Below are 25,520 nucleotides of genomic sequence, written 5' to 3' on the forward strand. Positions count from 1 at the left end.
GTGCGGTTAGACCTTCAGTTGGTAGAAGACGGCGTTCTGGAACGGGGCGAAGCCCATGGCGACGTTGACGGCCAGCATGTGGGTGTTGCTCACCGCGTTGTCGGTGTCGATGGCGGTGAGTTCCGGTTCGCGCTCGCGCATGAACCGCAGGTTCTCGACCTTCAGGACGGTGCCGAGGCGGTGACCCCGGTGGCCGTCGGAGACCATCGTGATCCCCTGCATGCCGTAGTGCGGAGCGGTGGACCTGATGTGGATCTTCGTCCAGCCGACGACCTGGCCGCTCTCCCGGTGCCGGACGGCGGAGTTGAACGTGCGCCGTCCGCCTTTCGCCGCCGACGCGTTGTCGGCGAGCAGCCGTTCGGGAGTGTAGTTCAGGTCGGTGACGTCGAGATCACCCATGGGGGTGTCGGTGAAGAAGCGGTTGAGCAGGGCGGCGAGTCCGTCGAGGACCTCGGCGGGCGGTTCGCCGTCGACGCCGTCGGTCCACTGGATCAGCTCGTAGCCGTCGGCCTTGGACCACGCCTCCGAGCGGAGTTTCTCCAGCGCGGCCTCGTCGACGGTGGTGACGTCGAGGCGGGAGGTGAGCTCCTCCAGGGCGCGCTGGAACCCGGCGGCGGCCAGGAAGCGGGCGCCGTCGAAGCTGCCGCCGCCTCCGGGGAGGGGTTCCTGGGCGCCGGCCTGGAGGGTGTCGCGGCCCTGGGCGCGCATGTGCGCGATGGCCGCGTCGAGCAGGGCCCGGCCGACACCGCGGTGGCGGTGTTCGGGGTGGACCATGCCCCACAGTTCGCCGCTGTGGGTGTTGTCGGCGAGCGGCAGGTCGAGTTTGACCCAGCCCAGGACGGTGTCGCCCTCGCGGACGTGGAAGAGCAGGTGCTCGCCGGTGGGCCGGTCGTCGTCCATGATCGCGGCGAAGGCGTCGCGGTCGGCCAGTGGCACGCTGGGCCGGTCGACGGCGAAGGCCGCGCGGCCGGTGGCGTGAATCAGGTCGAGGGTGGCGGCATCGCCCTTGTCGTAGATCTCTACGCGCATCACAGCTCCCGCTGGTACTCGTGGAAGGACTCCACCGGGAAGAAGCCCATCTGCTCGTTGATGGCGATCATGTGCTCGTTCTCGGCGGCGTTCCAGGTGTCGATGCGGCGCAGGTTCGGCTCTATCTCGGTCGCATAGCGGTACAGCTCGTACTTGACCAGGGCGCCCAGGCGGTGGCCCCGGTGCTCGGGCAGGACCACGGTGACGGCCTGCTCGGCCTGGGCGCCGTCCTCGCTGTTGATGGCGACGAAGGACCAGGCGACCAGGTGCCCGGAGGGCTTGTGCCGGACGGCGACGTGCGGGCGGCGCCAGCCGCGCGCGGCCGAGGCGTCCTGGTAGGCGATGAGCTTGCCGGTGTCGTAGGGGGTGGGCTCCCAGTCCTCGATGTACCCGGCGACGTCCTGGGACAGGCGCCCGTTCATCACCGCGAGGTCGGGCAGGAACTCCTCGGGGGCCGGCTCGGTGAAGCGCACGACCTCGTAGTCGGATCCGGCCTTGGCGAGCGCGTCGGCGTGCCGCGCGGCGACGGCGTCTGCGTCCAGCGACGGGAGGTCGATGGCGCGGCGGGTCTCCTCGCCGACCTCCCGGAAGCCGAGCGCGGCCAGGAAGCGCGCGCCGGACTCGTCACGGGCGGTGCCGTGGTCGAGGGAGGTGTTGGCCCAGGTCATGGTCTTCTTCATGCCCTCGGCGCGGAAGATCCGCTCCACCTCGGCGAGCAGTTCGGTGCCGATGCCGCGCCTGCGGTGGGCGGGGTGGACGGCGCCTTCGAAGTTGCCGACGGTGGTGTTGGCCTGGGTGGAGCCGCTGAGGCGCAGGTGCGCCACGGGCGCGCCGTCGCGGCGGACGAGGTAGTGCCGCGCCCAGCCGCCCGGCCACGGGTTGTCGAGCCCGCCCTCGTCCGACTTCCGCCACGGCGGCGCCTCGTCGAGGGCGTCGACGGCGTGGGTGGCGACCCGGAGGGCGTGCCAGTCGGCGAGGTCGGCCTCCGGGGAGGCGCCGGTGAGGTGGACGAGTTCGAGTGAACTCACGGTGGTGCTCCGTTCGAGGGGGGGTGGGAGGGGTGGTGGGGCTCAGATGTCCCGCATGACGTCGTCACCGGCTTCGACGGCGACGAATCCGAGCTCTTCGTTGATGCGGATCATGTGGACGTTCTCGCCGTCGTTCCAGGTGTCGATGAACCGCATGCCGGGGGCGATCTCGTGGGCGTAGCGGTGCAGCTCCAGCTTGGCGAGGGCGCCCAGGCGGTGCCCGCGGTGCTCGGGAAGGACCACGGTGATGCCCTGGTCGGCGTGGACGCCGTCGGCGTCCATCAGCGAGAGGTTGCTCCAGGCGACCAGCCGCCCGCTCTCCTCGTCGCGGATCGCCACGTTCGGGCGCCGCCACAGCCGGGCCGCGGCGGCGGCCTCGGAGCCGCGCAGGGAGGCGGTGTCGTGCGGGGTGGCCTCCCAGTCGTCCCGGTAGACGGCGAGGTCGGCCGACAGCCGCCGCTTCACGAACGCCAGGTCGGCCAGGTACTCCTCGGGCATCGGGTCCATGAACCGGACGACCGAGTAGCGCTCACCGGCGGCGGCCTTCGCCTTGGCGTGGGCCTCGGTGTGGTCGACGGCGCCGAGGTCGACGCGGCGGCGGATCTCGGTGCCGGGCGAGGTGAAGCCGAGGGCCTTGGCGAAGGCGATGCCGGACTCGTCGCGGGCGGGCCCGCCGGGCACCGTCCGCAGCGCGTAGGTGAGCACCGACTTCTTGCCGGTGGCCTTGTGCTCGGCGACGATGGCGTCGATGAGGGCGGTGCCGATGCCCCGGCGGCGATGCGCCGGGTGCACCGACAGCTCGAACGGGCCGACGGCCGCGTTCGACTTGAGCTGGTGGGACACGTGGAACGCCGCCACCGGCACGCCGCCTTGCCGCACGAGGCGGTAGTCGGTGCGCACGACGGGGAAGTCGACCGTCAGCCCGCCGAGTGCCGATTCGCGCCAGAACGGGTAGTAGGCCGCCATGTCCACCGCGTGCGCGGCGGCCTTGACGTCCAGCCAGTCCTCCAGGTCCCGCGACGGCGAATCGGCGGTGACGGCGATGATGTCCAGTTCCACGTGTTCCCTCACTAGCTCTTCTTCTGGTAGGCGATCCAGCGCTCCTGAGCGCGGTAGCCCACGGCCTCGTTGATGGAGATCATGAAGTCGTTGACCTCGGCGTTCCAGGTCTGGACCCACTTCATCTTCGGCCGGTAGGCGCGCAGCAGACGATGATTCTCGATCTTGAGGATGGTGCCGATGCGGTGGCCCCGGTGATCGGGGTCCACGATTGTGATGCCCTGCCAGGAGTGCTCCTCCTGACCGGCGGACACGGAGATGTTCGTCCAGCCCGCCACCGCGCCCGAGGCCACGTGCCGCACGGCGGTGTCGACATTGAGCTGACCACGCGAGATGGCGCGGACCTCGTTCTCGCGGATGCGGGCGGCGTCCACCTTCTGCGGCTGGAGGTCCAGGTCGCCCGAGGGCGCGTCGGTAATGAGCCGCCCGTCGAGGTAGGCGACCCCGTCCACCAGGTCGTCGGGGCAGCGGTTGACCCACTGCACCAGCTCGTAGCCGTCGGCCTTCTCCCACGCCCGCGCGAGCAGGTCGTCGAGCTCGGCGGCCGGTACCAGGTCCAGATCGGCCGCGCGGCGGATCTCGTCGAGGCCCTTGACAAAGCCGTTCTTCTCCAGGAACTTCTGCCCGGCGTCGGGACGCGGGGCGGCCGGATCGATGGTGTCCGGCGCGTAGGAAATGTAGGTGGTGCGGCCGTCGGCAGCGCCCAGCTCCTCCAGCTTGGCCAGCAGCGCGGTGGCCACTCCCGAGCGGCGGAAGTCCGGGTGCACGTCCAGCTCGAACTCCACCAGGTGCGTGTTGTCCGTCAGGCCGAAGTTGCCCTCGATGACGCCGACGACACGGCCGTCGATCTTGGCCATCCAGCGCTCCATGCGGGCGTGCACGGACGGCCGCGAGACGGACCCGACCAACTCGGCGACCGAAGGCGCCGGGAAGTTCGGCAGGTCGGCGCCCCAGCTGGCGGCCAGCACCTCGGTCCAGCCGTCGGCGTCGCCGATGTTGGCCTGGGTCAGTTTGACGATCTCGATATCGCTCACGGTGAATCCTTCCCTCATTGCTCACTTGCTTCATTGCGTCCGGGCTGTCGGCCCGGCTGTGTCTTCGTGGGCCGGTGCCGGGGATGTCCCCGCCCCGGTACCGGCTCCGGCGCTACTCCGCGACCCCGGGAACCGGTCCCTGGAAGTCGACTGCGGACTCCACCAGGCGGTACCCCATCCGCTCGTTGATGGAGATCATGTAGGCGTTGCTCTCGGCGTTCCACGTGTCGATCTCGACGATGGCCGGCTCGACCAGGCGGGCCCAGTTCTGCAGCTCGATCTTGGCGATCGTGCCCAGGCGCTTCCCGCGGTGATCGGGGTCGACGATGGTGACGCCGACGTGGGCGCGCTCGCGGTACTCCAGCTCGGTGTTGAACGTGGTCCACGCGGCCACCGCGCCGGTCTCCTCGTGCTGGAGGGCGGCGTGGAAGCGGGTGCGCATGCGCCTGTCCAGCATCGACTCGCCCTCGCGGAAGCGGTCGCGGTCGACCTTCTCCGGCTCGATGTCCAGGTCGCCCATGGGGGCGTCCTGGAGCAGGCGGCCGTCGAGGTAGGCCAGGCCGTCCACCAGGTCCTCGGGGGCGTGGTTGATCCAGCGGCGCAGGCGGTAGCCGCCGGCGTGGGTCCACGCCTCGGCGAGCATCGCGTCCAGGTCGGCCTGGTCCACCGTCGACAGCACGACGCGGCGGTGCGCCTCGTCGAGCTTCTCGCCCATGCCCATCGCGGCCAGGAACGCCAGCCCGGCGCCGTCGCGCGGCGGGCCGCCCTCGACGCCCCGGTGCGCGCCCGAGCCGATGACCGAGCGGCCGTGCGCGGCGGCGCGCTCCAGCGCGTGCGCCCACATCCGCCGCCCGATTCCCTTGCGCCGGTGATCGGGGTGCACCTGGCCCCCGGTCCACGCGGTGCGCAGGTTCTCCAGCTGCGGGAAACCGATGTCGTAGGAGCCGACGAGTTCCCCGTCGAGGAGGACCTGCCAGTACTCGATCAGCTCACCCGGCCATGGATATCGCATCCCGGCCAGCTCTTCCACCCTGCTCACGGGGATGTGCGCGTCTTCTGGGTGGTCGGCGGTCTTGACGGCGGTGAGCAGGGCGATGTACTCGTCGAATCGGACTGGATCGGCCGGATCGACGAGTTCGAATTCCACGTTCACTTCGGTATGTCTCCCTGGAAATTGACGCCGAGGTGCGCGATCTTGAACCCCATCGCTTCGTTCACGGCGATCATGTGCGTGTTGTCTGCTGCGTTGTACGTGTAAACGCGCGCGAGCTCCGGCTCGGCGGCCCGCGCGTGGTCGAGGTTGGCCAGCTTCACCAGCGTCCCCAGCCGCCGCCCGCGGTGGGCGGGATCGACGATCGTGGTGATCTGGTAGGCGTCGGTGCGCGGGCGGGCGGCCACGAGGAGGCCGGTCCACGCCACGACCTCGCCGCCGGGCGCGAGGGCGGCGGTGGTGTGCTGCGTGCGCAGCCGCGCGGCCGTCATCGCCTCGGTGGCGCGCCAGCGGTCGGCGTCGTACTTCTCCGGCTCCCACTCCAGCTCGCCGGTCGGGGCGTCCTGGATGAGGCGGCCTTCGAGGTAGGCGAGGCCCTCGGCGAGCTCGCCGGCGGCCGGGCCGGTCCACGAGACGAGCCGGTAGCCCTCCGCGGCGGCCTCGGCGTCGGCGCGCAGCTTCGCCAGCGCGGTGGTGTCGAGGGAGCCGAGGTCGAGGCGGCGGCGCACCTCGTCCAGGACCCGGCGCAGGCCCGCGCGCTCCAGGAAGAGAACACCGGCCCCGTCGGCGTGTTCCACGCCGTCCGGGGCCGGTGCTTCGATGAAGGAGGAGAGCTTCGTCCGTCCCATCGCCTGTGCCCGCGATACGCAGTGCGCGTAGAGGGCGGTGGCGATGCCGCGGCGGCGGAGGGACGGGTGCACGAAGCCCTCGACGTGGGCGTTCTGGAGGTTCTCGATCGTCGGCAGCGTCAGCTCGGCGAAACCGGCGAGCTCGCCGTCGACGCGGATTCCCCAGCGCTCGATGTCGGACCCGGGCATGTCCGCGCGGTAGCGGGCGATGGCGACCTCGGGGAACAACTCGGCGTATTCGGGGAGGTCATGACGCTTATGAGCCGATTCCAGGGCGAAGACGTCCATGGCGACGGAGTCGTCGTGGACGTGGAGTGGCTCGATGCGCATGTCCTGAGGATCGCGGCAGGTCGGCGAGCGCGCCACTGAATTAGCGATCCGGGGCCGCTGCGGGGCGGCGGACGTGCGCGAACACCGCGCCGGTGGCGGTACGCGGATGAGCCCCGATCCGCTTCGCGAACCGGGGCTCATCCGTACGATTGGTCGGGAGGTGACCGCACCCCGACGACTCCGCCGCCGGTAGCCGCATCCCCACTGGGAGTGATACGACTCGGTGCTGTGACCTCCCGCACGCGATATTCTGCGCCCATTCGGGCACGGGGTCAATACTCCGTCAACTGTCGGGAATCTGACAGTAATTCCGCGTAGATCATCGGCCGTGGTACTTGACCTCAGCCGAGCAGCCCCGCTTCACGGGCGGCCTTCAAGGAGGGCTTGACCTGGTGCGTCGGGCGGCCGTCGATGGCGTCGGCGGTCTTGAGCCCGTCGCCGGTGTTGTAGATGACGGTCTCGGCCTCGGGGTCGAGCTTGCCTTCGCGCAAGAGTTTCTGAAGTGTTGCGACAACGACGCCGCCCGCCGTTTCAGCGAATACGCCCGTGGTGCGGGCGAGCAGCCGGATGCCGTCCCGGATCTCGTCGTCGGTCACCGACTCCATCCAGCCGCCGGTGCGGCGCACCGACTCGATGGCGTAGGGCCCGGCGGCGGGGTCGCCGATGTTGAGGGACTTGGCGATGCCGGTGGGCTTGACGGGGGTGATCTCGTCGGTGCCGGCCTTGAGGGCGGTGGCGATGGGGTCGCAACCGGCCGACTGGGCGCCGAAGACGCGCGGCACGGCGGCGTCCACGAGACCGATCTGGACGAGCTCCTCGAAGGCCTTGTCGACCTTGGTCAGCAGCTCGCCGGAGGCCATGGGGATGACCACCTGCTCCGGGAGGCGCCAGCCGAGCTGCTCGGCGACCTCGTAGCCGAGGGTCTTGGAGCCCTCGGCGTAGAAGGGCCGGACATTGACGTTGACGAAGGCGGTGGTCTCGAACTCGTCGGTCTCGGTCAGCTCCGAGCACAGCCGGTTCACGTCGTCGTAGGAGCCCTCGATGGCCACCAGGGTGCCGCCGTAGACCGCCGAGGCGGTGACCTTGCCCGCCTCCAGGTCATAGGGGATGAACACGATGGACGGGACCCCGGCGCGCGCCGCGTGCGCGGCCACCGAGTTGGCCAGGTTGCCGGTGGAGGCGCAGGCGAAGCGGTCGAAGCCCAGCTGCGCGGCGGCGGTCAGGGCCACCGAGACCACGCGGTCCTTGAAGGAGTGCGTGGGGTTGCCCGAGTCGTCCTTCACCCACAGCTTCTTCATGCCCAGCTCGCGGGCCAGGTTGGTGGCGTCCACGAGCGGGGTCATGCCCGGGTTGAGGGTGACGCGGGTGGCGGGGTCGACGCCGGCGGGCAGCAGCCCGGCGTAGCGCCAGATGTTCTGGGGGCCGGACTCGATCTGCTCGCGGGTGACCTTGGCCAGCAGCGCCGGGTCGTAGTCGACCTCAAGCGGGCCGAAGCAGTTCCAGCAGGCGTGCTGGGCGATGAGCGGGTATTTCGCCTGACAGGCGCGACAGACCAGACCGATGGCGGGGCTGGCGGTGAACGGCACGGTGGGTGCGGACATAGAGAGGCTCCTTCCCTCATCTTTCCCGCATCGAAGGCGGGACGGAGTTGGCACCTTCCGCCTGCTGATGAGCAGACGGTGGTTGCCGGAGCGTCACAGGGCCGTATCCCTCAGCTCCTCTGGATGAGTTACTGAGCCGAAGTGTAAAGGAGAGGCCCCGGACCGGGAAGCGCCCGGCTTGAGGTCCGGATCACTCTTGTGCCTTCAGTTTGTTCAGTGCAGACTGAATCTATGGAACCTTCCGTAAGAGGAGGAGAGCCGTGCTGATCGCCGCCGTCCGCGCCGCGGGCCTGGTCAAACGCTACGGGAACCGCACCGCCCTCCACGGCCTCGACATCGAGGTCGCGCCCGGCGAGGTCTTCGGCTTCCTCGGCCCCAACGGCGCCGGGAAGACCACCACCATCCGCCTCATGCTCGACCTGATCCGGCCCACCGCCGGAACCATCGAGGTCCTGGGCAAGGACCCCCGCCGCGGCGGCCCGCAGCTGCGCCGCCGCATCGGCTACCTGCCCGGCGAACTGCACCTCGAAGGCCGCCAGACCGCCGCCGACCTGCTCGCCTTCCTCGCCGCCCGGCGCGGCGGCGTCCGGGCCGGGCGAATCACCGAACTCGCCGAACTGCTCGACCTGGACCTCTCCCGCCAGGTCCGCAAACTCTCCAAGGGCAACAAGCAGAAGGTCGGCATCGTCCAGGCCTTCATGCACGACCCCGCTCTGCTGGTGCTCGACGAGCCCACCTCCGGCCTCGACCCGCTGCTCCAGCACCGCTTCCTGGACCTGGTCCGCGCCGCCCGCGACGACGGCCGCACCGTCTTCATGTCCTCCCACGTGCTCTCCGAGGTCCAGGAGGTCGCCGACCGCGCCGTCATCATGCGCGGCGGCCGCGTCCTGGCCACCGAAGACGTCGACGACCTGCGCAAGCGCGCCCTGCGCAACGTCGAGATCGCCTTCGGCGGCCCCGTCGCGCTCGCCGACTTCACCGGGCTGCCGGGCGTACGCGACGTGTCGGTGGACGGGAGCGTCCTGCGCTGCACCACAGAAGGGTCCGCCGACGCGCTGGTCAAGGCCGCCGCGCGGCACACCGTCCACTCGATCCGGTCCACCGAACCGGACCTGGAGGAGATCTTCTTCGCCTACTACGGAGGCCGGGAATGAAGCGCAGCGTGTACACCCAGGCCCTGCGCGACCAGCGGCGCTCGCTGCTGATCTGGGCGATCGCCCTGGCGGGTGTGGCCTTCATCTACATCCCGTCCTACCAGACCTACCGGGACCAGGGGATCCTCGACATGAAGGGCAACGCGATGTTCGACGCCATCGGCGTCGGCGACCTCGCGTCCCCCGTCGGCTACCTCAACTCGGCGGTCTTCGCGCTCATGGGCCCGCTGCTGATGATCATCTTCGCGGTCTCGGCGGGCGCGCGCACCGCCGGGCAGGAGGAGTCGGGCGTCCTGGACCTGCTGCTCGCCCAGCCGATCGGGCGCGTCTCCCTGCTGCTCCAGCGCTTCGCCGCGCTGGCCACCGCCACGGCCCTGCTGACGGGCGCGTTCCTGCTGGCGCTGGTGGGCGCGGCCGCCGCGGGCGACATGGACGTCCCGGCCGCCGACATCGCCGCGGCCACCGTCGGCCTCGGGCTGCTGGCGCTGCTGTTCGGCGCGCTGACGCTGCTCATCGGCGCCGCGAGCGGGCGCCGGGCGATCGCCATCGCCGGATCGGCCGTCCTGGCGGTGCTGTCCTACTTCGCCAACACCCTCGGCGCCGACTGGCTGCGCCACCTGTCGCCCTTCTACCACTTCAACGGCCAGACACCGCTGGCCAACGGCTGGCAGTGGAGCGGCCTGGCCGTCCTGGCGGGCCTGACCGCGCTGGCGATCACCGCCGGCGCCTGGCGCTTCGGCCGCCGCGACCTGGCGGTCTGAACGACGGCCCGGGACGATCACGTCCCGGGCCGCCACCGCCTGCCGGAAGGGATACTGATGGGCATGACGACCGAAGGCGCGACCGACGCGGAACTGGAGTACGTGGAGGAGTTCGCCCTCGCGATGGAGCGCATGGGCCTGGTCCGCATGACCGGCCGGGTGATCGGCTGGCTGACCATCTGCGACCCGCCCGAGCAGACCTTCAACCAGATCGCCGAAACCCTCCAGGCGTCCAAGGGCTCCATCAGCAACGCCCTGAAGTTCCTGACCACCGCCCACTGGGTGATCCGCACCTCCCGCCCCGGCGACCGCAAGGACTACTTCTCGGTCCGCGAGACCGCCATCACCGATATCGTGCGGCTCCAGGGCAAGCAGTACGGGCCCTTCGCCCAGCTGGCCGCCAACGGGCTGGCGATGCTCGACGGCGAGGGCGCCGGTCCCGAACGCAAGGCGCGCCTGGAGGAGATCCACAGCTTCTTCACCTGGCTGGAGCGGGAGATGCCCGCCCTGTTCGAGCGCTGGGAGACCGAGCGACTGGCGTCCTAGGCCAGGTCGACGACGTCGCTGACGCCCGGGCCGGTGTCCAGCATCGTCACCGGCGCGCCGGTGGCCTCCTCGACCTCGGCGATAACCCGGCGGACCTCCGGGGTGAGCGCGTCGCCCGTCCGGCGGCTCTTCATGGCCGGGTCGAGGTGGTCGGTGAAGGTCAGCGCGATCTGCGTGGGGCCATTGAGCATGGCGGCGTAGGCGAGCAGCTCCGGGTCCACTTTGGACGCCTTGCGGCGCTGGCGGCCGGTGTTCACGCCGTACTCGGCGATGCCGCGCGCGACGGCCTCCTCGCCGCTCATCTCGAAGGGCAGCGGGCCGCCGCCGACGCGGGTCGGCATGGCCTTGACGACCATGACCACGTCGGTGACCAGCCGCCAGTTGAGCCCGGCGTCGTCGATGGCGGCGGCGGTGGTGCAGTTGCCGCTGGTGGTGTACGGGTAGTCCGGGCTGAAGGCCAGCGACAGCATGGTGCCCTGCGAGCCCTCCACGATGACGCCGCCGTCGCGGGCGGCGTCGTTGACCAGGCGCGGCACGTCCACGGTGTACTCGGCGAGCTCGGCGACGTCCTTGACCTGGGACGCGCGGCGCAGCACGAAGTCGGCGCGGGCGCGTCCGGTGCCCGAGGCGGTGGAGCCCACGACGGCCATCAGGTTGGCGTCGTCGCGCTCGGCGGCGGCGTGGTCGGCGGTGATGACGCCGCAGCGGCCGTCCACGAAGGCCCGCCCGCGCAGGCCGAAGCGCTCGACCTCGTCGAGGAAGACGCGCGGGTCGACCATGACGCCGGGGCCCACGGCCACCGACGTGCCCGGGTTGATCCAGCCGGTGGGCAGCTGCCGCTGCTTGACCAGGACACCGTCGTCGAGGGTGACGCTGGCCCCGGCGTTGGTGCCCATCCCGGCGCGGACGGTCAGCGCGGCCCCGTCGCGGCGGGCCAGGTGGGCGCAGGCCTTGCCCTTGCCCGAGTCGCCCCACAGGGCGTCGACGATCACGGTGGCGGTCATTTGTCCTCCAGGAGGGCGGTCGCGTTGGTGGTGGTGGCGCCGAAGCCGACGATCGACAGCAGCGCCTCGGCCTGATCGGGCGGGAGCAGCCGGGTGCGCAGGTCGACCAGGTGCGGGCCGAACTCGGCCTCCAGCTGCGGCCCGAAGCGGTGGTAGATCTCGGCCATGTACGTCTCGTCGCGGATGAGCTTCTCCACGACCCGCACCAGCGCGGGATGGCTGGTGAAGACCGCCCCCGCCGGTTCGTCGAAGGACGCCACGAGGGCCGTCTTGTAGTCCACGGCCAGCGTCAGGAAGTGCCCGCCGACGGTCCGCGCGAGCGGTTCGTGCCGGTAGACCTCGCCGAAGTCCAGCTCGTCGGACTCGCCGAAGACGTTCACCACGACCTGCCGCCCGGCCCGCGAGGCCATCCGCAGCGGAGCCGCCAGCCACTCCAGATCGCTGGCCCACACGCACACCGCGACCCGGTGGGCCGCCTCGGCGACCAGCGTGACGGTCTGGTCCACGACCTCGTCGCGGTCCTTGAGGGTGTAAGCGGCCCGCTCCTGCGGACGCCCCAGCGCGGTCAGCTCCGCGATGAGCGCGTCGGCGGTCTCGGCGGTCTGGCGCTTGATGCGTCCCAGCACCTCGGCGGCCGGATGCGCGACGAACTTCGCCGGCGAATCGGCGGTGGCGCGGTCGACGACGTCACGCTCGTCGAGCGTGGCCAGGACCTGGTACACGTTCGCCCGCTGCAGGCCGGTGGCCTTGGCGAGCTCGTAGCCGGTGGAGTACGGGCGCTGGAGCAGCGCGACGTACACGCGGGCCTCCTGGGTGGTGAAGCCCAGGGCGGTGAGGCGTTCGATCACGTACCGAGACGATAGCAGATGGAGTAGTTGCTTGCACTACTACTAGTGTGGAGGGTGGCGTGAGCTGCGGAAACGTCGAAATGAGGGCGAGCGGGGGTCAGAGGCCGACGCGCTGCTTGATGGAGTCCTCCAGGAAGACCCGGGTGCCGTGCGCGAGGGCGCGGGCTCGCTCGGCCAGCTCGCCCGTGAGTTGCTCCACCTGCTTGCCGGGGCGCGACCCGCGGCTGCCGTCGTATACACCGACGGCGAGGCCGTACCGCCCCACGGAACCACCGCTCACCTGCATGAACCCCTTGTGAAGGTATTCGCCGGAGAAGACGTTGTTGTAGCCGGAGACGGTCTCGGAGTCCGGCAAGATGATCATCTGCACGGACACCATGAGCTTGCGGTCGGTGGTGTAGTAGCGAGCGCCGAGGGTCCGGTCGCACGCCTGCTCGTTGTCGAAGGTCGCACGGAATGCCGGGCAGCCCTCCTCCTGGGTGCGTTCGTCCATCGCCAGGACCTCGGTGACCGGCCCGGCCGCGTTCGCCGCGACCTGCGGGGCGAAGTCGTCCGGGAAGACGTCCTCGGCGGCGAAAACCGGCTGCCGCGGCTCCTGGAACGCCACCACCGGCCCGCATCCGGCCATGCCCACGAGCGCGAGCAGCGCGACGATCAGCACGGCGGCGCGTCTCATAGCCCCCGCAGTTCCGCCACGCGCGGCTTGAACCACGCCGACACCGCGTAGGCGAGGCTCTTGGCGCGGTCCAGCACCGCGTCATCGGTCTCCCCGGCCGGGTACTCCACCTGGAACGCGGGCACGTACCGCCCGCTCTGATCGGCGGCGCGCCAGCCGTAGCCCCAGTCGCCCACCGACGGCATCGCGCCGTAGGCGGACTCGAAGAAGCCCCGCGCGGCGGCGTGGTCGCTCATCTCGAAGAGCGTGAGGGACACCGCCAGCTCACCGGCGCGGTAGGTCGCGTAGATCACGCGCTCGCAACCGATGACGTCCTGGTCGAACTCCGTGCAGTCGCCGTCCGCGCCCCGGTCGGTGCGCTCCAGGACGGTGGTCGTGGCGTCGAAGGACACCGCCAGCGAGCCCGGGTAGAGCGCGCCGGGCTCGATGCGCTTCTCCGGTGCGCCCTCCGGCCCATCGGCCGGGGCGGCGCATCCGGCGAGCGCGAGCAGCGCCGACAGGGCGACGGCCACGCGTCTCACAGCCCCGTCAGCTCCTCGACGCGCGGCTTGAACCAGAACTCGACGGCGAAGGCGAGCTGCTGCGCCCGGTCCTTGCGCTCGCCCTCCAGTTCGCGGCCGTCGGGGTCGAGGACCCACATGCTCAGGGCGTAGCGGCCGGTGCGGTCGGAGGAGTTCCAGGCGCCTTCGTAGAAGCCCACCGAGTCGCCGCCGAGGACGTCGGTGACCAGCTGGACGGAGGCGTCGACGTCCTCCATCTCGTAGAGCTGGAGCATGACCGTGAGGTCGCCCTCGGGGTTGCGGTACCAGCCGTAGAGGGCGCGGCGGCAGTCGCGGACCTTGACCGAGCGCTCGAAGTACTTCGTGCAGTCCCCGGTCTCCTCGCGCTCCTCGCGGACGAGGTCGGTGGTCGTGCTGAGGGACACCGAGACGGTGCCCTGGTAGACGCCGTCGAGCTCGACGGGCTTCTCGCGCGGCGGGTTGATCACCGCCACCCTGCCGCAGGCGGCGAGGGCGAACAGCGCGATGGCCGCGAGCATGGCCGCCGCGAGGCGCGGTCGTGCCGTTCTCATGAGGGGAAGATCCCCTTGATCTGGTTCACGCCCCAGTCGCAGGCGGGGTTGGTGAACAGCCCGGCGGTCTTCTCGCGCTCCTTGAGCTTCTCGGCGCTCGCCGGGCCGGCGGCGCACACGACCATGTAGGTCTTGATGGACGTGGCGTTCCAGGTTCGGGGCAGCTTGGTGTCCAGGCCCAGGGGGTCGGGCATCGCGTCGAAGGCCTTGGACTTCTTGGCCGCCAGGATCTCGTCGTCCATGCTGCCGGTGGCGGCGGGGAAGACGTAGAAGTCGATGGCGACGCGGATGCCATCGGCGCTCTCGTAACCGGCCGAGACGCGGCCCTCGCAGCCCTTGAAGAGCTCGGCGACCTTCTCCTCGGGCTTCGGGCAGGACTCGTCCCAGCCCTTGTCGAGGGTGAAGGTCTTCTCGCCGCTCTTGTCGGTGGCCTGGAGGGTGATGGTCTGCGGGAAGGCGATGGCCGAGGTCAGCTTGTCCGGCGCCGAGGGCTGCGGCGAGGGATCGGAGGCGGCCGGGGAGCCGGTCTCGCATCCGGTGAGGGCGGCCAGGAGCAGTCCGCCGGCGAGCGCGGCGGAACCGATGGTCTTCTTCAACTGTGGGCACTCTCTTGGGGGCGGGTCGATCAAGCCCGCCAATGATGCCTCACTTCCAGTGGAAGACGCCCACATGGTCGGTGTGGAACCAGTGCAGCAGCTTCTCCGCCGACTCGGTGACCGCCTCGTCGGTGGTGTCGATGGTGATCATCGTGACGATCACGTACGTCTTGACCACATCGATGCTGCCACCGGTGAGGACGGCGTCGCCGGTGAGCCCGTCGGGCTGGAAGGCGAAGGCCGACCAGTCGAACTCGGCCGCGGCGGTCTCGGCCGCACTCTGGCTGGCGAAGACCAGGACCTGCTCGGAGACGACGGCGTGCCCGTCGCTGGAGCGGTAGGCGCCCTCGACGCGGTAGGTGCAGCCGAGGGACACCAGGCGGTCGTTGTCGGCGCTGAAGAGGGCGGCCCGGCGGCAGTCGGGGTGGTCCCAGTCGCCGGTGTGGGTGGCCGAGGCGGTGGTCTCGCCCAGGCGGAAGTCCCAGTCGCCGTCGTAGAGCTCACCGGCGTGGACGCGCTGCTCGAACGGGGGCGGCGGGACGGCCTCCAGCTGCGTCGAGGCGTCCCCGGCGTGGTCGTGGGGGGCGTCGGTGAGCAGGTAGGAGCCGACGGCGGCGACCCCGGCCATCAGGATCAGCGCGAACACCGCGAGCACGACCAGCGGGCCGCGCGTGCGCGGAGGTTCGGGGTCCCAGGGACGCGGCTCGCCGACGGCGGCGGGCAGCGCCGGCTGCTCGGCGGTGAAGCCGGGCTCGCCGGGCGCGAGCATCTCCGGGGCGCCGTCGGGACGGCGCCCCAGGCCCTGCTGATCGCTCACGGCGGCTCCCTCGCTCGCGGTAAGCCCCTATTCCACCACGATCAGGACGTGACGTCCCCGCCGGTGACCCGTGGGTGAAGCGCCAGAACACCACCCCGGGCCCCGACGATCAGGACGTGACGTCCCCGCCGGTGACCCGTGGGTGAAGCGCCAGAACACCACCCCGGGCCCCGACGATCAGGACGTGACGTCCTTGCGGGTGAAGCGCCAGAACGCCGCCGAGGCGAAGACCGCGCCGTAGACCAGGGCCACCACGATGCCGCGGACCATGTCGTCGGTCTGCGCCTCCGGTGACAGCAACCCCAGCCACGCCGTCGTATAGCGGGTCGGCAGCACGTCGCGGAGGTCGCCGAGGGCGGTCACCGCGTCCAGGATGTTGGACACGATGTACAGCAGCACCGCCCCGCCGACCGCGCCCAGCGGCGCGTCGGTGAGCACCGACAGCAGGAACGCCAGTCCGGCGACCACCATCAACGTCACCGTGAGGTACCCGGCGACGGCCAGGACGCGCCAGATCGCCTCCGGGGACGCCACCTCGCCCCCGAGGGGCGCGCGCAGCGGCCCCCAGCCGTAGACGATGCCGCCGACCAGCAACGACATGCCGGTCAGGACCGTCATCGCCAGGACGCAGTAGGCCAGCGCCACCGCGAGCTTCACCGACAGCAGCCGCCCGCGCGGCACGGGGACGGCCAGGAGGTAGCGCAGGCTCCCCCAGCTCGCCTCGCCCGCGACGGTGTCGCCGCAGAACATCGCGAAGACCACGACCATCAGGAAGGTGGAGCTGACCAGCATCGCGAACAGGGTGAAGTTGGCGGCCCCGGCGGTGCCGAGGTCGGCCATCGCGGCGAAGCTGCCGTCGTTGCCGCCGGACTCGCCGTCCCCGCCGATCTTGAAGGCGAGCAGCAGGACGACCGGCAGCAGGGCCAGCAGCGCCAGCGTCCACTGGGTGCGGCGGCGGGTGAGCTGGCGGCGGAACTCGGTGCCGAAGGTGAGGGTGCGGCCGGGGCTGTACCCGGCCGCGCCTCCGTCGGCCCGCGCGGTGGTGACGGTCATGAGTCCTTCCCCACGTTCTCCACGAGATTCAGGAACGCGTCCTCAAGGCGCGCCCCGGTGCCGGTGCCGATCACGTCGGCGACCTCGCCGGCGCCCACGACGCGGCCGCGGCTCATCACCACGACGTGCGTGCAGGTCTGCTCGACCTCGGCCAGCAGGTGCGAGGACACCAGCACCGCCCGGCCGTCGCGCGCGTACTCGTGGAGCACGCGCCGCATCTCGGCGATCTGCGGCGGGTCGAGCCCGTCGGTCGGCTCGTCGAGGACCAGCAGCTCCGGCAGGCCGAGCATGGCCTGCGCGATCGCCACCCGCTGCTTCATGCCGTGCGAGTAGGTGCGGACCTTGCGGTGGATGCGCTCCCCCAGGTCGGCGATCTTGATGACCTCGTCGAGGTGCGCCTCCTCGATGGGACGCCCCGTCGCGCGCCAGAACAGGCGCAGGTTGTCCACCCCCGACAGGTGCGGCAGCAGGCCCGGGCCCTCGACGAGCGCGCCCAGCCGCGACAGCACCGGCGCGCCCGGCGTGACCTGGTGCCCGAACACCGTCAGCGAGCCCGAGGTGGGTTGCAGCAGGCCCATCAGGGTCCGCAGGGTCGTGGTCTTGCCCGCGCCGTTGGGGCCGAGCAGGCCCACGACCTGGCCGCGCTCGACGCGGAAGTCCACGCCGTCGACGGCCACGAACCCGTCCTTGTACGTCTTGCGCAGGCCCGCCACGACCAGCGGCGTCTCCGCGTCGGCCTCCACCAGGTTCCGCACCCGGCGGCGGGCCCGGTAGCGGACCGTCAGCCACGCGATGAGGATGCCCGCCGGGATCGCCACCAGGACGACCACCAGCGCGATCTGCCAGATCGCGTCCTCGCTGGGCAGCAGCGAAGCCGTCACCGTCGGCGCGGTCACCGGCCCGTCCACCACGACGGTGTAGGTCACCGGCTCGACGGGGTTGGCGTAGGCCTGGTCGGCGGTGGCGATGACGACGCGCAGGCGGTGCCCGGCGTCGAAGCGCTGCGCGATGCCCGGCAGCCGCACCTCGATCGGCTGCGCCTGCGCGATGTCGGTGGCCAGCCCCGTCAGCTTCACCGGCGCGATCAGCCCGTTCGGGAGGGTCGGGTTGCCGTTGTCCGGGACGTCGTAGAGCTTGACGAACAGGGTCGCCTCACCCGTCGGGGACGCCGCCTTGATCCGGACGGTCGGCGCGCCGGTGATCTCCAGCGGCGCGCTCAGCGGCTCCGACTCGTAGGCCGCGAACTGCCCCGGCAGGTCCAGCCCCACCCCGGCGCTGCCCGCCAGCGAGGCCAGCGATCCCAGCGACGGCAGCGAACTGATGGCCGCCGGGGTCCCGTTCGGCGGGCTCGCGATCGCCTGCGGCCGGCCCGCCAGGTCCACCTTCTGGCTCGACGCGCCCGACAGCCCCGAGTAGGAGTCGGCCTTGTAGCCCAGGGTCGACATGTCCAGCTGCTGGTTGCGGATGCCCGTCACCGTCGAATAGGTGAAGGAGCCGCCCGGGGCATCGCCCTCCTTCTTCAGGTAGTGCGCCAGCCACTGCCCGGTGAGCAGCTCCACCCGGTTCCGGTCGGCCTCGGCGCCCTGCGCGTCATGCCCACCCGAATACCAGGCGACCCGCACCGGCGCACCCGTGATGCCCCTCGCGTTCGCGTCGGCCTGGTCGAGACCGAAGAGCGTGTCGGCCTCGCCCTGCACCAGCAGCGTCGGGGCCGAGATGCGGTCCAGGACCGACTTCGGGCTCGCCTTCGCCATCACCGCGCGCGCCTCGTCGTCCAGCTCACCACTGGCCACGATCCGCTGGTAGACGGCGCAGATGTCGGCCGCCCACCGCCCGCACGCCGGGTTCGGCGTCGGGCCCCGCCCCATGCCGGTGGCGAAGAACAGGCCCGCCCACGACTTCTTCAGGACACCCTGGTGCGGCTCGCCGACCCCGAACGGTCCCGGGTCGTCGGTGACCACGTTGTTCGGGAACAGCGAGGCGGCCAGGTCGTTCCAGGTGATCTGCGGGACGATGGCGTCCACCCGCTGGTCGTAACCGGCCAGCAGCAGCGACAGCGCGCCCCCGTAGGACCCGCCGACGGCCGCCACCCGCGGGTCGCCCGCGCGGTCCAGCTCGACCTCCGAGCGCCGCGACAGCCAGTCCAGCAGCGCCCGCGCGTCGTTGACCTCGTAGTCGGGCTGGTTCAGGTGCACCTCACCGCCGGAGTTCCCGAAACCCCGCGCGGTGTACGCCAGCACGACGTACCCCTGCCCGGCCAGCTTCTCCGCCGACTCGCGCACCGAGTCCTTCGTCCCCCCGAAACCGTGCGCCAGCAGCACCGCCGGCGCCGGCGTCGACGCGGGCACGTACAGCGTCGTGTCCAGCTCGACCGGCTCATCGCGCCCCGGCCCCGACAGGACCGTCAGCCTCGCGTCCTCGGTGGTGTGCCCCGGCGGCGCCGTCACCGCCTGCCACACCACCCCGCCGCCCGCCACGAGGAGCAGCACGATCGCGGTGATCACCCATCCGCGCCGTTTCGCCAGCCATGTCCGCATGACGGGAAGGGTACGGCCGGGAACGATTTTCGCGTGGACGGTCTCAGCGACGTCTCAGGGTGTCGCCGCGCGATGCCGTCCCGAAACCCCGCCTCACGACCGCGCCACCAGCAACGCCACCCCCGCGAACTGCGAGATGTAGGCCGCCACCGTGAACGCGTGGAAGACCTCGTGGAACCCGAACCACCGCGGCGAGGGATCCGGCCGCCGCAACCCGTACACCAGCCCCCCGAGGCTGTACAGGATCCCGCCCCCGAAGACCAGCACACTCGACAGCACCCCGGCCCCCGGCAGCAACTGCGGCAGGAAGAAAACGGCCGTCCACCCCAGCGCCACGTACAAGGACGTGTAGAGCCAGCGAGGCGCACCGATCCACACGACCCGGAACACAACCCCCGCGACCGCCCCACCCCAGATGATCGCCAGGAGCAGGATCCGCGCCCCACCCGACAACGCCAGCACCGCGAACGGCGTGTACGTCCCCGCGATGATCAGGTAGATGTTCGCGTGATCGGCCCGCCGCAGAGCCTCACCCGTCCGAGGACGAACCGTGGCCCGGTGATACCACCCCGACACACCGAACAAACTCGCCGACGTCAGCACATAGATCGCCGACGAAACCCGCGCCGCCACCGTCGGCCCCAACGCGACCAGAAAAAGCCCCGCCACCAGCACCGCCGGAAACGTCAGGGCGTGAAGAGCACCCCGCCACCGCGGCTTCGCCTCGACCGGCCCGGCCGCATCGGACACATCGGCCACGTCCGTCACCCGCGTCACCTGCGTTACCTGAGCCATGGTGGGACCACCTCCTGAGACAAACCTACGCGATCGTAGGTTACTCATGAGTAGGGGTGCGATGTGTCCGCCATCTCAGTGAATGCGCTTTCTAGACTGCGCTGATCTTGCGGATCCGCGCCACACCACGCCCGGACCACGTCGTCCGGCGCAAGGAAGAACGCGGCCCCGGGAACCCCCAACTGGCTAGCCCCAGAACGGAACGAAATGCGAATCACCCCGACGGCGGAACCGAAGAAGATGGCCAAGACCATCCTGACCGCCGCCACCGCAACGGCAGCGGCAACCCTCCTCCTCACCGCCTGCGGCACAGGCGACCCCAAAAACCCGGCAGCCCCCGCACCACCCCAAGAACCCAGCACGAAAGCCACCGACCTCACCGAAGAACAGTGGAACGCCTACCGCGACACCGCCGAACGCAAACTCCCCGCCACCGACGAACAAGCCCTCTGGAAAGGCACCGTCGGCGGCGGCACCGACTACGCCTCGGAGACCACGTTCCCGAAAGGCGGATATGTACTCGATCTCGTCTGCGTAGGCGAAGGCGAGGCGTACATCGAACTCACACTGGCATCGGCGGCGGTAACGACATCGGTGCCCTGCTCCACGGCGGGAATCGTCACGTCGAAGGACCTGACGGTGGAAAAAGCGGGCGGCCTGAAGGTCAGCGGCGGAAAGACGACCGAAGGACGCGGAAAGAACGTACTGGTGGGACGACTGACCGAGAAGTAAGCGCAAGCCAAGGAAACTGAGCCGGGCATGGTGACTGGCGGTCAACGGGGTCAAAACCCGGGCAACAGACAAGCTGGTTGTTTGAGAGCCCGCGAGGTGACTGGCGGGCAACGGGGTCAAAACCCGGGCGAGGACAAAAGCTCGTTGCAGTAGAGCCGGACCGGGACGGCCCGCAAGCCGCAAAACTGAGCCGGGCCAGAAGACGAGCAGACGCGCAAGAAAGCCCTCTCGGGGTAGGAGAGGTGGATCCTCCGTCGGTCGGCCAGACGTGGTTTCAGAACGAGGGTTCTCGGGGTGTCAAGCCGCGTTCTTTGGCTTGACACCCCGGGGTTCCTCGTTCAGCGTCGTACCAGCCGGCCAGAGGAGGAGACGCCTCCCGAGAGAGGCCCAGGTCCAGGACAGCGTCCTGGTCGGGGACGAGGGCTGAAAGCCCAGGCCAGACGGCGACCGTCAAATAGCGCCGATGCAGGGAATCGAAAGCGGCCGATCCGTGGGGGGGAGACGGCGACGGTGTCATAGCCGCAACGCCGTGGATGCATAGCGGGCGGACGATCCGCGGGGCGCCAGACCAGAAGCGCGACAAGCCACAACAGGCGTCGGAAACATACGACCCCCGGGCTGGGGATGCCCGCTGAGACCAGGTGAAACGGCCTCGGGTGATGGGTAACGGCCGCACCGCTCGCGCTGCCCGCACGTGGTAGTGAGGCTGGCGCGGGGTGAGGCGGGGTGAGGCGGGGTGAGGCGGGGTGAGGCGGGGTGAGGCGGGGTGAGGCGGGGTGAGGCGGGGTGAGGCGGGGTGAGGCGGGGTGAGGCGGGGTGAGGCGGGGTGAGGCGGGGTGAGGCGGGGCGAGGCGGGGCGAGGCGGGGCGAGGCGGGGTGAGGCAAGGCGAGGCGGGGTGAGGCAAGGCGAGGCAGCGCAAGCCGAAGCCAGCCCCCCACCCCCCAAGCCCACCCCCACTACTCTTCACCTGTGGCCGCCCTAACCGTCTCCATCCTCCTCAAGCCCGCCGCCCTCGACGCCCGCCGCGGCATCGTCCGCGTGCACCCCGAGGTCCTCGCGGCCCTGGCCCTCCAGGCCGGCGACCCCGTCCGCCTGACCGGCGAGCGCAGCACCGTCTGCATCGCCCTCCAAGCCGAGGGCGACGCGCGCGGCGCCGTCTACGCCGACGACCTCACCCTGGGCAACCTGGGCGCGCTGGACGGCGATTCCATCTCCATCGAACCGGTCACCCTCCAAGCGGCCCGCCGGGTTGTCCTGGACGGCCCGATCGAGGTCGCGGCGGCGGTCACGAGCGACATCCTGCGCCGCGCCCTGCTGAGCAAGGTCGTGGGCGTCGACGACAATGTCTCCCTCCTCCCCTTGGACATCGGCGGCGCCCCGAGGGACGTCGTGGAGGCCACCCGCCGGACCCTCTCGAACACCGTCGGCTTCGCCTACACCACGACCCTCCTCACCGTCGTCGAATCGGACCCGGCCGAGGCGGCGATGGTCACCTCCGACACGGTGGTGACCTGGCGGCGAGCGCAGCGGGAGACAACGCAAAGGGACGTCCCCCGGGTCGAGACGCCGAAAGAGCAGCAAGACGACACACCCCCCGTAGCCGACCTCGCCGGCCTCACCACCCAGGCCGACCAGCTCCGAGAACTCCTCGACCTGGGCTTCCACCACCGCGAGATCCTCGAATCGGTCGGCACGAAGATCTCCCTCGGCATCCTCCTCACCGGCCCCACCGGCGTCGGCAAGACGACGCTGGTCCGCGCGGTCGCGAAGGAGATCGGCGTCCCGGTCGCCCATCTTTGGGCCCCGGAGGTCGCCGCGCTGACCGCCAATGACGGTGCCGAGAAGCTGCGGCAGACGACCGCGCGGCTGCCGAAGCCGAGTCTGCTGCTGGTCTCCGGTGTCGAGGATCTGGCGCCGCGCGAGGACAACACGCCGCTGTCGACGGTGTTCCGGCGGCTGATGCGGGAGCTGATCGCGGCGGGGCACGCGATCGTGTGCACCACGTCGCGCCCGGAGGAGGTCAGTCCGCTGCTGCGGCAGCCGGGGCTGCTGGAGCACGAGATCACCGCCCCGATGCCGGACGCCGCCGCGCGGCAGGCGCTGCTGGGCGTGCTGGTCCGGAACATGCGCGTGGAGTCCGATGTGGACCTGGGTGTGGTGGCGGGCCGGACGCCCGGTTTCGTGGCCGCCGATCTGCTGACGCTGGTCCGGGAGGCCGGTGTGCGGGCGGCGATGCGGGCGCGGGACGGCGGTGTCGCCGAGGTGACCGCGGCCGATCTGCTGGCCGCCGCGCAGACGGTCCGGCCGTCCTCGATGGCCGATTCCACATTGGAGCTGGCGCAGGTCAGTCTCGATGATGTCGGCGACATGGCCGAGGTCAAGCAGATCCTCACCGAGACGGTGCTGTGGCCGCTGACCTACCCGGACGCGTTCACGCGGCTGGGTGTGGAGGCGCCGCGGGGTGTGCTGCTCTACGGCCCGCCCGGGTGCGGCAAGACCTATCTGGTGAAGGCGATCGCGGGTTCGGGCAAGGCGAACGTGATGAGCGTGAAGGGCGCCGAGCTGCTCACCAAGTGGGTCGGTGAGAGCGAGGCCAGTGTCCGCGATCTGTTCCGCCGCGCCCGCCAGGCCGCCCCGACGCTGATCTTCCTCGACGAGGTGGACGCGCTGGCGCCGGTGCGCGGCCAGTCCACCGACGGCGGCACCACCGACCGGGTCGTGGCCGCGCTGCTCACCGAGCTCGACGGCGTCGAGGAGCTGCGGAACGTCGTCGTCATCGGCGCCACGAACCGGCCGGACATGGTCGATCCGGCGCTGCTGCGGCCCGGCCGCCTGGAGCGGGTGGTGTACGTGCCGCCGCCGGACGCGGGGGCGCGCGCGTCGATCCTGCGCTCGGCCGCCAAGAACGTCCCGCTCGCGCCGGACGTCGACCTCGACGAGCTGGCGGGTGAGCTGGAGCTGTTCTCGGCCGCCGACTGCTCGGCGCTGGTCCGCGAGGCGGCGCTCTCGGCGATGCGGGAGAGCCTGGACGCCACCGAGGTCACCGCCGAGCACGTCAAGGCCGCGCGTTCACGCGTCCGGCCGTCACTGGATCCGGGTCAGCTGGCCGCGCTGGAGGCCTACGCCGATTCCCGGCGCGGCTAGCAACCGCGGTCGATGATCCCGAAGACCCACGGCGCCACCAGGGCCAGCGCGGGCCACACCCAGGTGCAGGCGCCCCAGTAGAAGCAGGCGAAGATCGCGAAGAGGGCCGCGCCGATGATGACCGCGATCAGGACGTACTTCCACCACGGCAGCGGGGAGTGGGCCTCGTTGCCGCGGTCGGCGCGGGTCCGCAGGCCGATGAGGGTTTCGAGGTTCTGGTCGAGGGTGGCGAAGATGGCGGGGACGCCGCCGCGCCTGGCGGGGGCGACGGTCTCCTCCCAGATCTTGATGACCTCGGCGAACTCCGGCGGCATGATGTTGAATTTCGCCAGGGTCCTGAACATCGCGGTGCGCCCGTCGGCGATGACCTCGTCGTCGGGCCGGGGCAGTTCCTGGAGCGCTTTCGGTAGCCCGCGCAGGATGTAGCGGGCGCGTTCCAGGGAGCGCACGCACTGCTCATTGAACTCCACGGCCGTCCCGGCGTACTCGTCGTCGCGGGATCCGCCGGTGTAGATGGTGTCGCGCTCGTTCTCGCGGACCTTCAGTTCGCAGGCGACGGCGAACTTCCCGGCGTTCATGAGGTTGACCAGGAGCAGCCCGGCCTGCGATTCGGTGGGCTTGAGGATGGGCGCGAATTCCTCCGCCATTCTCCGGTTCATACCGTCCTGATAGGACAGGTATCCGCGGACCCCGGTCTGGAGGGCGAGCAGCTGGTCGAGTTCGCGGATGAGATCTGACATGGGCGTCTCCCGCCGTCACCGCGTTCGGCGCGGGACTTCCCGGGCGCCCGGGGCGCGGAGTCCCCCGATCGACGCTACGGAGCGGCGGGGCCGGCGAATAGGGGAGTTGGTCCCGCGCGCAGCATCCACACGTCGACGGCGTCCTCCGATTCGGGGACGAACCCGTGGCGCTCGTACAACCGCCGCGCCGGGCTGCCCTGAAGCACCTGGAGCCGCACCGGCCCCTCATGCCCATCGAGCACCTCGCCCAGGACCGCGGATCCGATGCCCCGCCCGTGATGGCGCGGGTCGAGGAAGAAGTGCTCCAGCCAGTGCCCGTCCTCGGCGGGCCGCAACGCGATGCTCCCCGCGAACTCCCCCGCCACCTCGATCACCCACGCCCACGCGGGCACGAACGAATCGCGGAACCGCTGCCGCACCCGCACCGGGTCGTACCGCCCGAGCCGGGCGAGATCGGGCCGCATGACCACCGCCCGCAGTTCGGCGATCGCCTCGGTATCGGCCACCGAGGCGGCCCGCAAGATCCAGTCGGCCATGATCGACAGGGTACGAGATGCATTGAACTGCATCGATGGCGAGTGGGGAGAGCCGACCGGGGGTGGGGCCGCACGCACGCGAGGCGGCGCTGGAGGCCCACCGGGGCGCTTGGGGCGGGAGGCGGGAGGTGGGCAGGGCCGCCTCAAGCCGAAGCGTGACCGATGGCCGTCGGCGGCAGGCGGGCAAGGTCTGCCCCAGGCCGAAGGCCAAGGCACGACCGGTGGCCATCACCACCGGCGAGCTGTCGGCTGCTGCTGGGCGGTGCCCGCTATGAGCCACCCGACGGCCGCGACGCCCTCGGCCACCGTCACCGGCAAGCCGCTGGCGGCGGCAGGCGGACAAGGTTGGCCTCAGGCCGAAGGCCGAGGCACGACCGATGGCCACCACCACCGGCAAGCCCCTAGCGGCTCGCGGCTGACGGCTGGGCGGTACCCGCCGAGAGACGGGCAAGGTCGACCCCAGGCCGAAGGCCGAGGCACGACCGATGGCCACCACCACCGGCAAGCCCCTAGCGGCTCGCGGCTGACGGCTGGGCGGTACCCGCCGAGAGACGGGCAAGGTCGACCCCAGGCCGAAGGCCGAGGCAC

At 70.9% G+C, this 25,520-nt stretch carries 24 protein-coding genes and 1 riboswitch; of the genes, 5 read left to right on the forward strand and 19 right to left on the reverse strand.

Annotated features, from left to right (window positions below; translation table 11 throughout):
* Positions 1-6: 6 nt before the first annotated feature.
* The 7 genes from QSK10_RS09140 to thrC form a co-directional block, all read right to left on the reverse strand.
* Positions 7-1,029 (reverse strand): GNAT family N-acetyltransferase, encoded by a 1,023-nt coding sequence (locus tag QSK10_RS09140; RefSeq protein ID WP_285662183.1) that lies wholly within the window; start codon positions 1,027-1,029, stop codon positions 7-9.
* Entirely contained in the window at positions 1,029-2,057 is a 1,029-nt protein-coding gene (locus tag QSK10_RS09145) for a GNAT family N-acetyltransferase (protein ID WP_285662184.1), read from the reverse strand. The genes QSK10_RS09140 and QSK10_RS09145 overlap by 1 nt, the downstream gene beginning before the upstream one ends.
* Positions 2,058-2,099: 42 nt before the next feature.
* Complete coding sequence (locus tag QSK10_RS09150; RefSeq protein ID WP_285662185.1) at positions 2,100-3,128, reverse strand: GNAT family N-acetyltransferase; 1,029 nt, start codon at positions 3,126-3,128, stop codon at positions 2,100-2,102.
* On the reverse strand, positions 3,128-4,150 hold the full coding sequence (locus QSK10_RS09155; RefSeq protein ID WP_285662186.1) for a GNAT family N-acetyltransferase: 1,023 nt from the start codon (positions 4,148-4,150) through the stop codon (positions 3,128-3,130). Before QSK10_RS09155 ends, QSK10_RS09150 begins: the two co-directional genes overlap by 1 nt.
* Positions 4,151-4,262: 112 nt before the next feature.
* The gene (locus tag QSK10_RS09160) at positions 4,263-5,297 is read right to left on the reverse strand and encodes a GNAT family N-acetyltransferase (RefSeq protein WP_285662187.1); all 1,035 of its coding nucleotides are present in this window, start codon (positions 5,295-5,297) and stop codon (positions 4,263-4,265) included.
* A gap of 2 nt (positions 5,298-5,299) precedes the next feature.
* Complete coding sequence (locus QSK10_RS09165) at positions 5,300-6,319, reverse strand: GNAT family N-acetyltransferase (protein ID WP_285662188.1); 1,020 nt, start codon at positions 6,317-6,319, stop codon at positions 5,300-5,302.
* 341 nt (positions 6,320-6,660) lie between these two features.
* Entirely contained in the window at positions 6,661-7,920 is a 1,260-nt protein-coding gene (gene thrC / locus QSK10_RS09170; protein ID WP_285662189.1) for a threonine synthase, read from the reverse strand.
* A gap of 13 nt (positions 7,921-7,933) precedes the next feature.
* Positions 7,934-8,050, reverse strand: a riboswitch (SAM riboswitch).
* 130 nt (positions 8,051-8,180) lie between these two features.
* Between thrC and QSK10_RS09175 the strand changes: the two genes are divergently transcribed.
* The 3 genes from QSK10_RS09175 to QSK10_RS09185 all read left to right on the forward strand — a co-directional run bounded on the left by QSK10_RS09175 (position 8,181) and on the right by QSK10_RS09185 (position 10,381).
* Complete coding sequence (locus tag QSK10_RS09175; protein WP_349497677.1) at positions 8,181-9,074, forward strand: ABC transporter ATP-binding protein; 894 nt, start codon at positions 8,181-8,183, stop codon at positions 9,072-9,074.
* The gene (locus tag QSK10_RS09180; RefSeq protein WP_285662190.1) at positions 9,071-9,835 is read left to right on the forward strand and encodes an ABC transporter permease subunit; all 765 of its coding nucleotides are present in this window, start codon (positions 9,071-9,073) and stop codon (positions 9,833-9,835) included. Before QSK10_RS09175 ends, QSK10_RS09180 begins: the two co-directional genes overlap by 4 nt.
* A 63-nt stretch (positions 9,836-9,898) precedes the next feature.
* Positions 9,899-10,381, forward strand: coding sequence for a GbsR/MarR family transcriptional regulator (locus QSK10_RS09185; protein WP_285662191.1), 483 nt, complete (start codon positions 9,899-9,901; stop codon positions 10,379-10,381).
* Here the strand turns inward: QSK10_RS09185 and QSK10_RS09190 are convergent.
* The 10 genes from QSK10_RS09190 to trhA all read right to left on the reverse strand — a co-directional run bounded on the left by QSK10_RS09190 (position 10,378) and on the right by trhA (position 19,752).
* Complete coding sequence (locus QSK10_RS09190; RefSeq protein WP_285662192.1) at positions 10,378-11,385, reverse strand: adenylosuccinate synthetase; 1,008 nt, start codon at positions 11,383-11,385, stop codon at positions 10,378-10,380. The genes QSK10_RS09185 and QSK10_RS09190 overlap by 4 nt on opposite strands.
* On the reverse strand, positions 11,382-12,233 hold the full coding sequence (locus tag QSK10_RS09195; RefSeq protein WP_285662193.1) for a TrmB family transcriptional regulator: 852 nt from the start codon (positions 12,231-12,233) through the stop codon (positions 11,382-11,384). Before QSK10_RS09195 ends, QSK10_RS09190 begins: the two co-directional genes overlap by 4 nt.
* Positions 12,234-12,330: 97 nt before the next feature.
* Positions 12,331-12,909: a hypothetical protein gene (locus tag QSK10_RS09200; RefSeq protein WP_285662194.1), complete on the reverse strand. Its 579-nt coding sequence runs from the start codon at positions 12,907-12,909 to the stop codon at positions 12,331-12,333.
* Complete coding sequence (locus QSK10_RS09205; protein ID WP_285662195.1) at positions 12,906-13,430, reverse strand: hypothetical protein; 525 nt, start codon at positions 13,428-13,430, stop codon at positions 12,906-12,908. The genes QSK10_RS09200 and QSK10_RS09205 overlap by 4 nt, the downstream gene beginning before the upstream one ends.
* Positions 13,427-13,981 (reverse strand): hypothetical protein, encoded by a 555-nt coding sequence (locus QSK10_RS09210; protein WP_285662196.1) that lies wholly within the window; start codon positions 13,979-13,981, stop codon positions 13,427-13,429. The genes QSK10_RS09205 and QSK10_RS09210 overlap by 4 nt, the downstream gene beginning before the upstream one ends.
* Positions 13,978-14,577 (reverse strand): hypothetical protein, encoded by a 600-nt coding sequence (locus QSK10_RS09215; protein ID WP_285662197.1) that lies wholly within the window; start codon positions 14,575-14,577, stop codon positions 13,978-13,980. Before QSK10_RS09215 ends, QSK10_RS09210 begins: the two co-directional genes overlap by 4 nt.
* A gap of 49 nt (positions 14,578-14,626) precedes the next feature.
* Positions 14,627-15,394 carry a hypothetical protein gene (locus QSK10_RS09220; RefSeq protein WP_285662198.1) on the reverse strand — a complete coding sequence of 256 codons (768 nt, stop codon included), beginning with the start codon at positions 15,392-15,394 and terminating at the stop codon, positions 14,627-14,629.
* 177 nt (positions 15,395-15,571) lie between these two features.
* Complete coding sequence (locus QSK10_RS09225; RefSeq protein WP_285662199.1) at positions 15,572-16,447, reverse strand: ABC transporter permease; 876 nt, start codon at positions 16,445-16,447, stop codon at positions 15,572-15,574.
* Positions 16,444-18,984, reverse strand: a complete 2,541-nt coding sequence (locus QSK10_RS09230) for an alpha/beta fold hydrolase (protein ID WP_285662200.1) — start codon at positions 18,982-18,984, stop codon at positions 16,444-16,446. The genes QSK10_RS09225 and QSK10_RS09230 overlap by 4 nt, the downstream gene beginning before the upstream one ends.
* Positions 18,985-19,077: 93 nt before the next feature.
* On the reverse strand, positions 19,078-19,752 hold the full coding sequence (gene trhA, locus QSK10_RS09235) for a PAQR family membrane homeostasis protein TrhA (protein WP_285662201.1): 675 nt from the start codon (positions 19,750-19,752) through the stop codon (positions 19,078-19,080).
* Between the two features lie 267 nt (positions 19,753-20,019).
* Between trhA and QSK10_RS09240 the strand changes: the two genes are divergently transcribed.
* Together QSK10_RS09240 and QSK10_RS09245 are read left to right on the forward strand one after the other, a co-directional pair.
* Complete coding sequence (locus tag QSK10_RS09240; RefSeq protein WP_285662202.1) at positions 20,020-20,511, forward strand: DUF6023 family protein; 492 nt, start codon at positions 20,020-20,022, stop codon at positions 20,509-20,511.
* A 970-nt stretch (positions 20,512-21,481) separates the two neighbouring features.
* On the forward strand, positions 21,482-23,656 hold the full coding sequence (locus QSK10_RS09245; RefSeq protein ID WP_285662203.1) for an AAA family ATPase: 2,175 nt from the start codon (positions 21,482-21,484) through the stop codon (positions 23,654-23,656).
* Here the strand turns inward: QSK10_RS09245 and QSK10_RS09250 are convergent.
* Positions 23,653-24,396 carry a hypothetical protein gene (locus QSK10_RS09250; protein WP_285662204.1) on the reverse strand — a complete coding sequence of 248 codons (744 nt, stop codon included), beginning with the start codon at positions 24,394-24,396 and terminating at the stop codon, positions 23,653-23,655. The two genes, QSK10_RS09245 and QSK10_RS09250, sit on opposite strands and share 4 nt — an antisense overlap.
* Before the next feature lie 74 nt (positions 24,397-24,470).
* The gene (locus tag QSK10_RS09255) at positions 24,471-24,932 is read right to left on the reverse strand and encodes a GNAT family N-acetyltransferase (RefSeq protein WP_285662205.1); all 462 of its coding nucleotides are present in this window, start codon (positions 24,930-24,932) and stop codon (positions 24,471-24,473) included.
* Positions 24,933-25,520 lie beyond the last annotated feature (588 nt).

It is taken from the genome of Actinorhabdospora filicis (assembly GCF_030269765.1).
GTDB lineage: Bacteria > Actinomycetota > Actinomycetes > Mycobacteriales > Micromonosporaceae > Actinorhabdospora > Actinorhabdospora filicis.